The organism is Streptococcus sp. WM07 (assembly GCF_004570525.1).
In the GTDB taxonomy this organism is placed as follows: Bacteria; Bacillota; Bacilli; order Lactobacillales; family Streptococcaceae; genus Streptococcus.
Genome location: NZ_SPPZ01000045.1, coordinates 1 through 15,845, shown reverse-complemented (window position 1 = coordinate 15,845; position 15,845 = coordinate 1). Strand labels below are relative to the sequence as shown.

The following is a 15,845-nucleotide window of genomic DNA, read 5'->3' as shown; positions in this document are numbered from 1 at the left end:
GCATTTAAATCATTGAATGAAGTCATTGATCAGTTGCAAGAAGTTATCCAAAGCTTATCAACTACTCGCTTACGATCGATTGTCCATAGAGAATGGATATCTGCTAATTTTGATTCTGAATGAGTATTACAAAAAATTACACGAATGTTCATATATGTTCATTAAGTTTATGAAAATATATGAAAAAGGCCCCGAAGGACCTAATCAAGTTAGTCAGATTCAGATGAGGATAACTCCTTCTCGATTTCTTTCGCTTCCACAGCCTCCTTCACCAAACGGTAAATCACTGCAAAGATAGGCGTGAAGAAAATCATCCCAACTAGACCAAAAAGATTTCCACCGATCAAAGCTGCTGCCAAGGTAAAAAGACTCGGTAAGCCAACCTGGGAACCCACAACGCGTGGATAAATCAAGTTCCCTTCTACTAATTGAACCAATTGGAAAACTACAATCGACAATAAAGCCTGCAAAGGACTGATAGTAAAGATAAATACAGCACCCAAAGCACAAGCTGTGAAAGGACCAATATAAGGGATAAAGGACAAGACACCTGCTAGAACAGCAGTCATGGAAGCAAATGGTAAACCAGCTAAGCTGTAGGCTGCAAAAACTAGAAAACCAATGATAAAAGCTTCAATCAACTGTCCCATCAAGAAACCATCGTAAGTCTCCACCATAACTGTACCGACATAACGCAAGCGATCTCCAACTTTCTTGGGAAGACTCACATCTAAGATCCGATTGGTAATCGAAGCCAAATGTTCCTTACTTCCTAACATAGCAAACATCAGAAAGAGCGCCATCATAACCGTAAAAACATTTCCTACAATCCCGCTTAAGTTCCCCGTCAAGTTTGCCAAAATCTGAGCACCTTTATTAAGAATGCCACTATCTGTAAGGTATTTGTAGATATCCTGAAGCTGATCTGTATTCACCAATCCCGTTGAAGCTAACCAAGATCCAATCTGTGGAATCACTTGTTGAAGCGTGTGGGTCAAACTGTTCACAGAGCTTGCCAAAGTTGGCACAATAATAGCCACTACACCCGAGAAAATCGCTAGAAACAGAAGCAAGACCGAGGTAATCGAAAGTGGCCGTAAAAGACCCGGTGCCACCTTCCAATCCCGTAACTTCCCTTCGATTTTTTTCATAGGTACATTAAAGACAAAAGCCAAAGCTGCCCCAATAATAATAGGAGAAAAAACTCCCAATAAATAGTGAAAGCCCTGCACAATATTCGCAACATAGAGAACTAAAGCTAGACTAATCGCTGCAAAAACAATAGCTGCGAAAACTACTTTATTTTTTTCAATCATTTTTTTCATAACTCATCCATTATAGCAGACCAGACTGACCTTGCCAAGTTCTTCAGCGAGGCAAATAAGGTTGCAAAGCCTTGACCAAACAAGCATAGCCGGTTACTGTCAAATGCAAACCATCGGTTGTAAAACTTTTCTTCAATTGCCCTTGCTCATCCATCAATGCACTCGCCACATCTACATAGTTCACCTGAGGAAAACGTTGGGCCAGAAGCTCATAAGCCTGATTCATCTTCTGAATTTCTGGATTGCTTCGAGTATAGAGTTTACTTTTAGTCTCCTCGCTTTCAAAAACTGGTAAAACAGAAAGCAAGGTAATCTCCACCAAAGGATAATCGTGTTGTAAAAGGTAGAACAGCTGCTCAAGATTCGCCAGGGTCTGATCAAGGGGGACTTCCTTTCCCAAATCATTAGTCCCAATTAACAGGACAATCTGTTCTAAATTTTGACCAAAAAAATGAAGAGTCCGATGCTCCAACAATTGGGAACTCTGATAGCCCCGAACTCCACGATTGACAACCATCTTATTCGTTAAAAGCAATTCTTGGAGGGGAAAATATTCAACAATCGAGTCCCCAGCAAAAATAATTTCTGGCTCTCGTAAGCAAAGGGCATTGAGTTCGCGATACTTGTCCTGTACCTTACTCTGCTCCTGTAAGAGCCACGATTCTAATAATTGAACAGCCATCATAAATCCTTTCTCAAAAAAGGTATTTGGTCTGATCTTAGCATCTAGGCTAAGAACTGATCCAAATACCCACTTCACTATGCACGCTTCGCTTTCTTTTCTAGCCGACAATGAGCATTGAGCGAAATCAAATCTTCAACAGGTAAGGAATCTAGATCATAGACCACTCGACCATCTTCTAGTAGAACTAAGGAATGGTACTGCTGCAAAAAGTCTCCACACTCCTCACACCAGAGCTGATCCTCATCTTCCCAAAAAGCGGCCATCGTTATCCCTTCTTGCCTCTCTTTGGAATAAAGTGCTCGATACTCCTGAATTTTTTCTTCATAGTATGCAAGAGCCTGTGTATATTTTTCGAAAACTTTCTGCGAGATACGATCTTCCTGCCAATCGTTCAAAAGCCACCAGGGCTCACAATCACCATATAATTCTACTACTTGGTACATAAGCTGATTCCCCTTATTAGAAGATATTATATAAAATTTCCCTTGATAAAGAAAGTATTAAAACTCAAAAAAGACTGAGACAATCTTCTCAGCCTTCCTATTTTATGTAGAGAAACGTTCCTGACACAGTAGTTGAAAGAGCTTTTTCTTCCCTGTTCAGGTTCCAAAAACACCTTCAGAAACTGTGCAGAGGTGAGAGAGAAACGGTCTTTTTCCAGACCGTTTCAACTTACAACTTGAAATAGGAAGTTGTAACAAACAAGATTTCCTAGTCTTGTTCGCTCCTACTCTCTAACATACTTATTAATCAACAGTCAACGCTTCTTCAACTGTTTCTTTTTCAACTTCAAGCTCAGGAGCCATCAATTCTTCAATGGTTTCCACTTCATTCACAGCTTTTGGTTCCAAGTTGCGGTAACGAGCCATACCTGTACCAGCAGGAATAATCTTACCGATGATAACATTTTCCTTAAGTCCAAGGAGATGGTCTTTCTTACCACGGATAGCCGCGTCTGTAAGGACACGAGTTGTCTCCTGGAAGGATGCCGCAGAAAGGAAGGAATTGGTTTCCAAGGAAGCCTTGGTAATTCCCATCAAGACTGGACGAGCTGTCGCAGGGACACCACCGGAGATCAAGACATCGCGGTTGGCATCCGTAAAGTCTGTGATATCCATAAGGGTTCCCATGAGGAGATCCGTGTCACCTGGATCCATAACGCGTACTTTACGGATCATTTGACGAACCATAACCTCAATGTGCTTATCTCCAATCTCTACCCCTTGGCTACGATAAACTTTTTGAACCTCAGCCAATAGATAGGTTTCAACAGAAAGAACATCACGAACAGCTAGCAAGTGTTTTGGTTGAATAGAACCTTCCGTCAACGCTGCACCGCGTGCTACTTGGTCACCCACTTCAACCTTCATACGAGCTGTAAATGGTACCACATATTCACCCTTACCAAGCTCTCCTTCAACAAAGACTTTCTTCGTCCGCGTTGAAGCATCTTCCTCAATAGCTACAACTTCACCCTTAACTTCAGTGATAACGGCTTCCCCTTTTGGATTCCGTGCCTCAAAGATTTCTTGGACACGAGGAAGACCCTGAGTAATATCGGTATTCGAAGCAACTCCTCCCGTGTGGAAGGTACGCATGGTCAACTGGGTACCTGGCTCACCGATCGATTGAGCGGCGATGGTACCAACTGCCTCACCGACTTCAACTGCGTCTCCAGTAGCCAAGTTGATACCATAACAATGACGACAAACACCATGACGAGTATTACATGTGAAGACAGAACGGATAGTGACTTCTTCTACACCAGCAGCAATAATCGTACGAGCCATATCTTCTGTAATCAAGACATCTGGCCCTGCCAAGACTTCCCCTGTTGCAGGATGCTTGATTGTTTTCTTCGTATAACGACCTGCCAAGCGTTCTTCCAAGGCCTCAATCATTTCCTTGCCATCTGTGATAGAGCGAATCAAGAGACCACGGTCGGTTCCACAGTCATCTTCACGAATAATTACATCTTGAGCAACGTCAACCAAACGACGAGTCAAATAACCTGAATCGGCCGTTTTCAAGGCCGTATCCGTCATACCTTTACGAGCACCGTGAGTGGAGAAGAACATCTCCAAAACAGACAAACCTTCGCGGAAATTCGACAAGATTGGCAACTCCATGATACGTCCATTCGGAGCAGCCATCAAACCACGCATTCCGGCCAACTGGGAGAAGTTGGAAATGTTACCACGAGCACCAGAATCCATCATCATAACGATTGGGTTCTTCGGATCTTGACTAGCTGTCAAGGCATTTTCCAAGCGCTCTTTAGCAGCACGCCATTCTCCTGTAACCGCATTATACCGTTCATCATCGGTAATCATACCACGACGGAATTGTTTCGAGATTTGCTCAACACGTTCATGAGAGGATTCGATAATCTCTTCCTTGTTCGCAATGACTGGGATATCGGCAATTCCCACTGTCAAACCAGCCAAGGTTGAATGATAGTAACCCAAATCCTTCAAACGGTCTAAGAGTGCTGACGTTTCAGTTGTCCGGAACCGTTTAAAGATCTCAGCGATGATGTTTCCAAGATTTTTCTTCTTAAATGGTACATTCAATTCTAAACCTACTAAAACAGTGTGAATATCCTGACCAGCTTCCAAGAAGTACTTATCCGGTACACCATTGACCAAGTTATCATTGGTTGGTTCTTGAAGGTATGGCAACTCCATTGGCATAATGGCATTAAACAAGATTTTACCAACCGTTGTAATCATGATCTTACCTTGTTGGCTATCTGTCCAAGGTTTATCTAATTTATCCGTCGCAATTCCGACACGAGTGTGTACGTGAACAAGACCATTGCGCCATGCCATAATAGCTTCATCCGCGTCTTTAAAGACCATACCTTCGCCTTCACGTCCAGCTTCTTCCATGGTTAAGTAATAGTTCCCCAAAACCATGTCCTGAGATGGAGTAACAACCGGCTTCCCGTCTTTTGGATTCAAAATGTGCTCTGCAGCCAACATCAAAATACGAGCTTCTGCTTGAGCTTCTTCCGATAGCGGAACGTGAATCGCCATTTGGTCCCCGTCAAAGTCGGCATTGTAGGCCTCACAGACAAGTGGGTGAAGGCGAATCGCCTTACCGTCAATTAGAACTGGCTCAAAGGCCTGAATTCCCAAACGGTGAAGGGTAGGTGCGCGGTTAAGCAGAACTGGGTGTTCTTTGATGACTTCCTCTAAAATATCCCAGATACGCTCATCACCACGTTCAACCAACTTCTTAGCCGCCTTAACGTTTTGCACGATATCACGAGCAACAATTTCCCGCATAACAAACGGCTTGAAAAGCTCAATCGCCATTTCACGTGGAACACCACATTGGTACATTTTCAAGGTCGGACCAACTGCGATAACCGAACGACCAGAGAAATCTACCCGTTTACCAAGCAAGTTTTGACGGAAGCGTCCTTGTTTTCCTTTCAACATGTGACTCAAGGATTTCAATGGTCGACTTCCTGGACCTGTAATTGGACGACCACGACGACCATTGTCAATCAAGGCATCAACCGCTTCTTGCAACATTCGTTTTTCATTTTGAACAATGATTCCTGGTGCGTTCAACTCTAAGAGACGTGCCAAGCGGTTGTTCCGGTTGATAACCCGACGGTAAAGGTCGTTCAGGTCAGAGGCTGCAAAACGCCCACCATCCAATTGAACCATTGGACGAAGATCTGGTGGGATAACCGGAAGGATGTTTAGAATCATCCATTCCGGCTTATTCCCAGACTTATGGAAGGCATCCAATACGTCCAAACGACGAACAGCCTTGACACGTTTTTGACCTGTTGCAGACTTAAGTTCTGCTTTCAACTCTTTAATTTCAGCTTCCAAATTTACTTGTTTCAACAAGTCTTGGATTGCTTCTGCTCCCATTTTTGCGACAAAGGAACCTGAACCATAGCGACGAAGATTTTCCCGGTACTCACGCTCAGTCATGATAGACTTGTGCTCCAATGGCGTATCTTTTGGATCAATCACCACATAGGCTGCAAAGTAAATCACTTCCTCCAAGGCACGCGGGCTCATATCCAAGGTCAAGCCCATTCGACTTGGGATTCCTTTGAAATACCAGATATGAGATACAGGGGCTTTCAACTCGATATGCCCCATACGTTCCCGACGCACACGTGCTTGGGTTACTTCAACTCCACAGCGGTCACAGATGATGCCCTTGTAACGGAGGCGCTTGTATTTCCCACAGGCACACTCCCAATCCTTGGTTGGTCCAAAGATAACCTCATCAAAAAGTCCTTCTCTTTCCGGCTTCAGAGTCCGATAATTAATGGTTTCTGGCTTTTTGACTTCTCCGTAAGACCATGAACGGACCTTACTTGGAGAGGCGAGTGTGATTTGCATACTTTTAAAACGATTTACATCAACCACTCTATCTTACCTTTCTTTTTGGTTCACTTATTTTGATTCATCTGCATCGAAAGCTTCTTTGGCTTCCCGTGCAGCTTTTTCACGTGCTTTTTCCAAATCATCTACATGGATGATGCCATCATCTTCCCCTTCATCCAAATCACGCAATTCAACTTCTTGATCATCTTCATCAAGAACGCGCATATCTAGACCAAGTGATTGCAATTCTTTAACAAGAACGCGGAAGGATTCTGGAACACCTGGTTTTGGAATTGGATCTCCCTTAGTAATGGCTTCATAAGCCTTAAGACGTCCATTCACATCATCTGATTTGTAGGTCAAAATTTCTTGAAGGACATTGGAAGCGCCATAAGCTTCAAGAGCCCAAACCTCCATCTCACCAAACCGTTGTCCACCAAATTGAGCTTTACCACCCAATGGCTGTTGTGTAACCATCGAATATGGTCCAACAGAACGTGCATGAAGTTTATCATCAACCATGTGGTGAAGCTTGATCATATACATGACCCCTACAGAAACACGATTGTCAAATGGTTCACCTGTACGACCATCGTAAAGAATAGTCTTGGCATCTGAATCCATACCAGCTTCACGAACGGTATCCCACAAATCTCGTGAACTTGCACCATCAAAGACTGGTGTTGCAATATGGATTCCCAAATTGCGAGCTGCCATTCCCAAGTGCAATTCCATAACCTGACCAATATTCATCCGTGATGGTACCCCAAGAGGGTTCAACATGATATCCACTGGAGTTCCATCTGGCAAGTACGGCATATCTTCCACAGGTACAATACGAGATACAACCCCTTTGTTTCCGTGGCGTCCGGCCATCTTGTCCCCTACTTTAATTTTCCGTTTTTGTGCAATGTAGACACGAACCAGCATGTTCACACCTGATTGCAATTCATCGCCATTGGCACGGGTAAAGATTTTCACATCACGAACAACTCCATCAGCACCGTGTGGAACACGAAGAGAAGTATCACGAACCTCACGTGACTTGTCTCCAAAGATGGCATGTAGAAGGCGCTCCTCTGCTGAAAGGTCTTTTTCTCCTTTTGGAGTAACCTTACCAACCAGGATATCTCCTTCTTTAACCTCTGCCCCGATGCGAACAATTCCCATTTCATCCAAATGGCTTAGAGCGTCTGGTCCTACGTTTGGAATTTCACGTGTGATTTCTTCAGGGCCTAACTTGGTATCACGAGTTTCTGATTCGTATTCTTCCAAATGTACGGATGTATAAACATCGTCTTTGACCAAGCGTTCACTCATGATAACCGCATCCTCAAAGTTATAACCTTCCCAGGTCATGTAGGCTACGATAGGGTTTTGTCCGAGGGCAATTTCTCCATTTTCCATGGATGGTCCATCAGCGATGAAATCACCTTTCTCAACCTTATCACCCAACTTAACCAAGGTACGTTGGTTGTAGGCAGTACCAGAGTTAGAACGACGGAATTTTGTAACTTTATAGATATCAAGAGAACCATCTTCACGACGGACTTCAACACGATCAGCATCAGCATAAGTAACAGTTCCGTCATAGTTAGCAATAACAGCCGCTCCTGAATCATGAGCTACTTGATATTCCATACCAGTACCAACATAAGGAGCTTTCGGATCAATCAATGGCACAGCCTGACGTTGCATGTTGGCTCCCATCAAGGCACGGTTGGAGTCATCGTTCTCCAAGAATGGAATACATGCCGTCGCCACCGCAACTACCTGCTTCGGTGAAACGTCCATAAAGTCTACAGAACTAGCTGCATACTCCTGGTTATTCCCACGATGACGTCCCATCACGATATCTGTAGTGAAATGACCCTCCGCATCCAATGGGGAATTGGATTGAGCCACGATGTACTCATCTTCTTCATCGGCAGTCAACCAAACAATCTCATTGGTTACCAAACCTTTTTCACGGTCAACACGACGGTATGGAGTTTGAATGAAACCATACTTATTCAAGTGTCCATAGGAAGCTAAGTTGTTAATCAAACCGATGTTTGGTCCCTCAGGTGTTTCGATTGGACACATACGACCATAATGTGTCGCGTGTACGTCCCGTACCTCATAACCCGCACGATCCCGTGTCAAACCACCAGGCCCCAATGCAGACAAACGACGTTTGTGAGAGAGCTCTGATAAAGGATTGTGTTGGTCCATGAACTGAGACAACTGAGACGAACCAAAGAATTCTTTAATCGCAGCGGTCACAGGACGAATATTAATAATCTGCTGTGGTGTAAGAGCTTCATTGTCTTGAACACTCATCCGCTCACGAACATTTCGCTCCATCCGAGACAAACCAAGACGTACCTGGTTGGCAAGCAACTCACCTACTGTCCGAATCCGACGATTTCCAAGATGGTCAATATCATCGACACGTCCCATTCCCTCAGCAAGGTTCAAGAAATAGCTCATCTCAGCCAAAATATCCGCTGGTGTTACTGTACGAACCTTCTCATCTGGATTTCCATTCCCAATAATCGTCACTACACGATCTGGATCTATTGGTGAAACCACCTTAAATTTCTGAAGAACAACTGGCTCCGTCAAGACAGCTGAATCATTTGGGATATAAACAATTTTATGAAGATCACCATCCAACTGAGGTGTTAGCTCCTCAATCAGATCACGTGTCATCACCGTACCTGCTTCAACTAGAATTTCACCTGTATCTGCATCTACCAATGGCTCTGCCAATGTTTGGTTCAAAAGACGTGTTTTAACGTTAAGTTTTTTGTTGATTTTATAACGACCAACTGCTGCCAAATCATAACGACGTGGATCAAAGAAACGAGCAATCAAAAGACTACGAGAGGATTCTGCCGTCTTTGGCTCACCTGGACGAAGGCGCTCGTAAATTTCTTTTAAAGCCTCATCTGTCCGTGAATCCATTGGATTCTTATGGACATCTTTTTCCAAGCTATTGCGAACCAAAGGACCATCGCCAAAAATATCGATGATTTCATCATCCCCAGAGAAACCTAATGCACGTACCAACGTTGTAAATGGAATTTTCCGCGTCCGATCAATCCGCGTATAAGCAATATCCTTCGAATCTGTTTCTAGTTCTAACCAAGCACCACGGTTAGGAATTACAGTCGAACCATATCCAACTTTACCATTTTTGTCGACCTTATCATTGAAGTAAACACCTGGTGAACGTACCAACTGGGAAACGATAATCCGTTCAGCACCGTTGATAATGAAGGTTCCCATTTCAGTCATCATCGGGAAATCTCCGAAGAAGACTTCTTGAGTCTTAATTTCTCCAGTTTCCTTGTTTACAAGACGGAAGGTCACAAAAATAGGAGCTGAAAGGTTCGCATCGTGTGAACGTGCTTCTTCAAGTGTATATTTGGGCTCCCGTAATTCATATCCCACAAACTCTAATTCCATGGTATCTGTAAAGTTTGAAATAGGAAGTACATCTTCAAAAACTTCTTTCAAACCATGGTCCAGGAATTCTTTAAATGAGTCTGTTTGGATTTCAATCAAATTTGGTAAATCAAGAACTTCTTTGATTCTTGAAAAACTACGACGTGTACGGTGTTTCCCGTACTGAACTTCATGTCCTGCCAAGTTGTTAACTCCTTCTTTTTATTGAACACTGACTTGTGTCAAGCCGGTTCCCCCATTGCCCTTTTTAATTTTTAGAAAATTTAAAAATAGATTACATTTTTAAAAAAGACTAAAATTAGACACAAAAAGAGCAGCTAAATCGACTCTTTTTCGGAATGATTTAACTGCTGTAGGCCTTCTACTGGACAATATTTCAATAGAAAGCAAACGACAACTTAATTTACATATTCTATCATATTTAATGTCATAAAACAAGCAAAAGAGGCTGAGATAACATCTCAACCCCAATAGTAGAAAGCATTCTATTTGAAGATAGACTCTCTGAAATCTTTACTTTGACGAAGATAAGCATTGTACACTTTTGAGAGTAACGCATTGACCCAACTTGCTGGTGGATGGCTCGTTGCACGATCAATATTTGTCATATCTCGTTGTAGAGCTGCATTCATCAATTCTTGTAATTCATCCAATGAAGAAATCGTCACTGTCTCAGTAGAATTTGGTCGCCCTAATTCATATTGAATTGTAATCGGCTTTAGACCCTGATTTCTGGCCTTATCAAGGCGTTCCTGATACATAGCTTTTTTGAAATCACTCCAAGTTGCATACTCACCTTTAAAAATCTTTTCAAAAATCAATTGATCATTCGGTAATCCAACATAATTACGACGAGCATCAGACCAAGTTTTGAGACCCTGAGAAAGAGCTTCTTGCGCATACATATTTGATGTATATGGTACAAAACCTTCCTGATAGCCCTTAGCGGCTATCAATTCAAAAGCAGTACGTCTAAACGTCAAATCACCTGGCATCCCCTTATCATTTGTAATTGCTGAATAAATTGGAGAAAGTAGAGGTACCCCATAATAAGTTCCCCGTCTAAGAGTTTCTTCATCACGATAATAACGACGATTCATGATATCTCTATCAATCAAATCCGTAAAGGTCTGTAATTGACTAGCTTCTTCATCGGTCAAACGACGAATCTTATTGGCAGCATGAGTCTGATTACCATCACGGTCAACAGTCCACTCATTCTCAAGTTTACGCCACCATGCCTTCTTAACTTCTGTACTTTGAGATAATACTGCTTGAGCCTCAACATACTCTAACAAATACAGAACATCAAACATACCCTTCATATACTCCTGTAAATCCTCAGGAGTTTTATAACGTTCTACTGGATTCGCTGTATGATAACGATCAGTCGCTTCCTCATCGAATTGAAATAGCATATTGATTCCCAATACCGCCCGATCTGGAGCAGCTGGAGATTCTAAAAGTCCTTGAGCATAATGTTCTGCTCCCGACCCTTCACGTCCACGATTTCCTTCTAGATACACATTATCATCAAAATTATGGGTCATCTCATGGGTCAAAATACCAGCTCCCGATCTATCTAGGAAGCGATAGAAAATAAAGGAAACAGATATACCATTCGCAAAAGCACCCGCACCAGAATTTAAATAATAACGTCCCGCAGGACCAAAGAATTCCTGAATAGATGCATCCTTATCGTATAAATTCCGCCAGCTTCGACTACCATCTGGACTATAATACAAGAATCCATCATAAGCAACTAACGGTCCGAACATTCTTTCACGAGACTTCTCTGTCAACATCTTATACCAGAAATCAAAGTAATCTCTATACCAAATTCCAGCTTGATCAACTAAAGAACGTATCGCCTTATTGTAATCTTCACCACTTAAAGCAGCCAAATCTCCCGTTCTGTAGCGTTCGTATCCTCCAAACATTAAATTAGACATGTTAGAGATGATATAAACACTCTCCTCTTTCATCGTTAACAGCGGCAGAATCATATGCTGGTATTTCCAGACATTCGAACGACTTGTCATACGGTCATAAATCCCAATGGAATACTTATTATTCCTCTGACCATAAGCTGCTTCCTGACGCTCTCTATGTTCTGGTATTCCTGAGAAACTTTCAACTAAGTAAGCTTTTGTATTTTCCTTTAGCCATTCGTTATTACTCTTATTTGGTAAAAAGAGAGCACGATAACTTTCAAGATAACTAAAGAGATCTCCCTTTTGCTTAGCTGGTGATAAATGGCTAGCAAAGGTTGTCACATTATTAGCAGCTTTTAATTTATCGAAACCAGCATTTCCTAATGCAATAACTTGTTCTAAGATAGATACATCCTGCTTACCAAAGAAATCTGATTTATAAACCGATAGATCTTTAACATTAATCTCTCCATAATTAATATCATACCAACGATTCAAGTAACTTAGTCCTAATAAAAGAGGGACAGCATTATTTTTGAGATCAGATACCAGTTTTTCACGGATAATTCCATCTCCGGAATTAATGGCCTTATCTGAAGCCAATAGTTTCCTCAATTCTTGACTTAGATTTGCCTTAAGATTATTGAAACCTTGCTCTAGGTAGAGATCACCTATATTTTTACCTGTCTCTCCCTCTTGAATCCCTAGCGCGTCTCTTATTTCCTTAGAATCAAAGTTAATCGCCGACAACACTGGTAGTACTTCATCAATAACTGATTGATAAGAAGTTAAAAAATTCTCAGGTGTATATAACAGAGGTGTACCAGTTAAACTGTACTCTGCAAGCTGATTGTTTTTGAAATCTTCTTTATAAGTTACAGGAACATAAGCAACACTATTATCTTCATAATGAAGCATTAAGCGATTAACGGCTGTTTTATCCGTGTAAACATCTGTTACAATACGATTATCTACCATAGGAACAACATCAACCAATTTTGTTTGATATAACTTATGACTCGGATCAATCTTATTACCCATGTAAACAAGGTAATCTTTTGAGTAAAATGGTAACAGTTTTTCTGTGTTATAGTAGGCGATTTCTCGATCAGCTTTCGCATCTGGCAGCGCCAAATAATTTGCTCGATAAGCATTCACCACAGAAGGATTACTTCCATCTTTCGGAATGTACAAGGCTAAATCATTCTTATATCCATTTTGCCCCTCCTGTACTAATTCAGGGAAGGATACCGTGTAACGATAAACAGCTTTACCATCTTTCTCTACCTCATCAATCGCCGACACAGGCAGCAACATATCCTTGCTATCCTTAGAACGAACATTTACAAAGTATGTATCCGCACTTTTTAGAGTCGTGAAGTTTTCAACTTTTCGGAAATTTCCATCTACTTTTTCATATATCTCAATTCCTTGAATATCCTTTAATTCAATCTTTTTATACTCTAAAACAAAATCTTCCTGTTTTGCTTGAGACTCAGTGACTGCTTGCCCAGAAAGACTATAAGTCATCTCTGTCCGTAGTGTGTAATCTGTAAAGTAATCTAGATCGGAAAGGATTACCGGTTGCTTCGGATCCGATAGAACAAGTTCACGAATCAATTCATTCCCTTTGTATAAAAGGACTTTAGCTGACTGATATCGTGCATCTGGATCAACTAGCTGATAGGTTACAACAACTCGTTTCTGATCAACATCCTTCTCCAAATTTTGAATCCTGAGGCTTGGTTTTACAGGTTCCTTGGTTCCCACAGCAACCACATGATCAATAGCAGGAGTGATCTGAATTTGTGTCGGTAGAGCAGTAACCTGACCTGTGCTAGCATCCACACTGTAGCGGGTGGTACTTGTTTCAAGACCAGTACGACCCTCTGTTACAACACGCTCCTGACCTTTTTCGAGATTCGGATCGTCCTGACGAACTTCCTTGAACGGAAGTTCCTTCGTTGTAACACTTGGCTGTGTTCCTACACGGATAATACGTGACACTGCTGGCTGTGCAATGCGCTCGCTTACAAGCCGGTCTTTGGTAACGTTCCAGACAATCTCCTTCGTACCCACAACACCCTCTTGAGCTATCTGTGTCGAGCCATAAGCAAGACTTTCGTCTGATTCATAAACCGTTTCAAAAGCAATAGGCTCTTGACGAGTTTCTAAAACATCTTCTTTCGTACCAACCGCAATTACACGATCCTCGGCCGGACGAGTTTCAACCTCAACCGGAAGGGCGGTAACCTGACCTGTTTTCGCATCTACACTGTAACGAGTGGTACTTGTCTCAAGACCAGCACGTCCCTCTGTTACAATACGCTCCTGACCTTTTTCGAGATTCGGATCGTCCTGACGAACTTCCTTAAACGGAAGTTCCTTCGTTGTAACACTTGGCTGAGTTCCTACACGAACAATCCGCGATACTGCTGGACTTGTCACACTTTCGCTGACTAGACTATCCTTGGTAACGTTCCAAACAAGTTCCTTAGTGCCTGCAACACCCTCTTGGGATACCTGGCTTGAACCATAAGCAAGGCTCTCATCTGATTCATAAACCGTTTCAAAAGCAATCGACTCTTGACGAGTTTCTAAAACATCTTCTTTCGTACCAACCGCAATTACACGATCCTCGGCTGGACGAGTTTCAACCTCAACCGGAAGGGCGGTAACCTGACCTGTTTTCGCATCTACACTGTAACGAGTGGTACTTGTCTCAAGACCAGCACGTCCCTCTGTTACAACACGCTCCTGACCTTTTTCGAGATTCGGATCGTCCTGACGGATTTCCTTGAACGGAAGCTCCTTCGTTGTGACACTTGGCTGAGTTCCTACACGAACAATCTGTGATACTGCTGGACTTGTCACACTTTCGCTGACTAGACTATCCTTGGTAACGTTCCAAACAAGTTCCTTAGTGCCTGCAACACCCTCTTGGGATACCTGACTTGAACCATAAGCAAGGCTCTCATCTGATTCATAAACCGTTTCAAAAGCAATCGACTCTTGACGAGTTTCTAAAACATCTTCTTTCGTACCAACCGCAATCACACGATCCTCGGCCGGACGAGTTTCAACCTCAACCGGAAGGGCGGTAACCTGACCTGTTTTCGCATCTACACTGTAACGAGTGGTACTTGTCTCAAGACCAGCACGTCCCTCTGTTACAACACGCTCCTGACCTTTTTCGAGATTCGGATCGTCCTGACGAACTTCCTTGAACGGAAGTTCCTTCGTTGTAACACTTGGCTGAGTTCCTACACGAACAATCTGTGATACTGCTGGAGTCGTCACACTTTCGCTGACTAGACTATCCTTGGTAACATTCCAAACAACTTCCTTAGTGCCTGCAACACCCTCTTGGGATACCTGACTTGAACCATAAGCAAGACTCTCATCTGATTCATAAACCGTTTCAAAAGCAATCGGCTCTTGACGAGTTTCTAAAACATCTTCTGGCTCTGGAGTCACTTCTGGTGGCTCAATTTCCTTGGTACCAACCGCAATCACACGATCCTCGGCTGGACGAGTTTCAACCTCAACCGGAAGGGCGGTAATCTGACCTGTGCTAGCATCCACACTGTAACGGGTGGTACTTGTCTCAAGACCAGCACGTCCCTCTGTTACAACACCCTCCTGACCTTTTTCGAGATTCGGATCGTCCTGACGGATTTCCTTGAACGGAAGCTCCTTCGTTGTGACACTTGGCTGAGTTCCTACACGAACAATCTGTGATACTGCTGAAGTCGTCACACTTTCGCTGACTAGACTATCCTTGGTAACGTTCCAAACAACTTCCTTAGTGCCTGCAACACCCTCTTGGGATACCTGACTTGAACCATAAGCAAGACTCTCATCTGATTCATAAACCGTTTCAAAAGCAATCGGCTCTTGACGAGTTTCTAAAACATCTTCTGGCTCTGGAGTCACTTCTGGTGGCTCAATTTCCTTGGTACCAACCGCAATCACACGATCCTCGGCTGGACGAGTTTCAACCTCAACCGGAAGGGCGGTAATCTGACCTGTGCTAGCATCCACACTGTAACGGGTGGTACTTGTCTCAAGACCAGCACGTCCCTCT

The 15,845-nt window shown here is 42.8% G+C and carries 6 protein-coding genes and 1 pseudogene; 1 reads left to right on the top strand and 6 read right to left on the bottom strand.

The genetic code is table 11. The annotated features are described in order from the left end of the window. Window positions 1–123: pseudogene (locus E4T71_RS10235) on the top strand (IS630 family transposase); the annotation flags it as partial. Between the two features lie 86 nt (window positions 124–209). On the opposite strand, the gene E4T71_RS06460 reads toward E4T71_RS10235, so the two are convergent. The 6 genes from E4T71_RS06460 to E4T71_RS06435 form a co-directional block, all read right to left on the bottom strand. Next, window positions 210–1,325 (bottom strand): AI-2E family transporter, encoded by a 1,116-nt coding sequence (locus tag E4T71_RS06460; protein ID WP_135038237.1) that lies wholly within the window; start codon window positions 1,323–1,325, stop codon window positions 210–212. Window positions 1,326–1,368: 43 nt separating this feature from the next. Next, window positions 1,369–2,007 (bottom strand): SGNH/GDSL hydrolase family protein, encoded by a 639-nt coding sequence (locus E4T71_RS06455; protein ID WP_135038239.1) that lies wholly within the window; start codon window positions 2,005–2,007, stop codon window positions 1,369–1,371. Window positions 2,008–2,084: 77 nt separating this feature from the next. Beyond that, complete coding sequence (locus E4T71_RS06450; protein ID WP_135038235.1) at window positions 2,085–2,453, bottom strand: DUF1033 family protein; 369 nt, start codon at window positions 2,451–2,453, stop codon at window positions 2,085–2,087. Between the two features lie 303 nt (window positions 2,454–2,756). After that, window positions 2,757–6,413, bottom strand: coding sequence for a DNA-directed RNA polymerase subunit beta' (gene rpoC, locus E4T71_RS06445; RefSeq protein WP_135038233.1), 3,657 nt, complete (start codon window positions 6,411–6,413; stop codon window positions 2,757–2,759). A 27-nt stretch (window positions 6,414–6,440) separates the two neighbouring features. Further along, complete coding sequence (rpoB, locus tag E4T71_RS06440; RefSeq protein WP_135038231.1) at window positions 6,441–10,007, bottom strand: DNA-directed RNA polymerase subunit beta; 3,567 nt, start codon at window positions 10,005–10,007, stop codon at window positions 6,441–6,443. Between the two features lie 302 nt (window positions 10,008–10,309). Then, window positions 10,310–15,845 (bottom strand): ZmpA/ZmpB/ZmpC family metallo-endopeptidase (locus E4T71_RS06435; protein WP_167758483.1); only part of this gene is annotated, 5,536 nt, incomplete at its 5' end.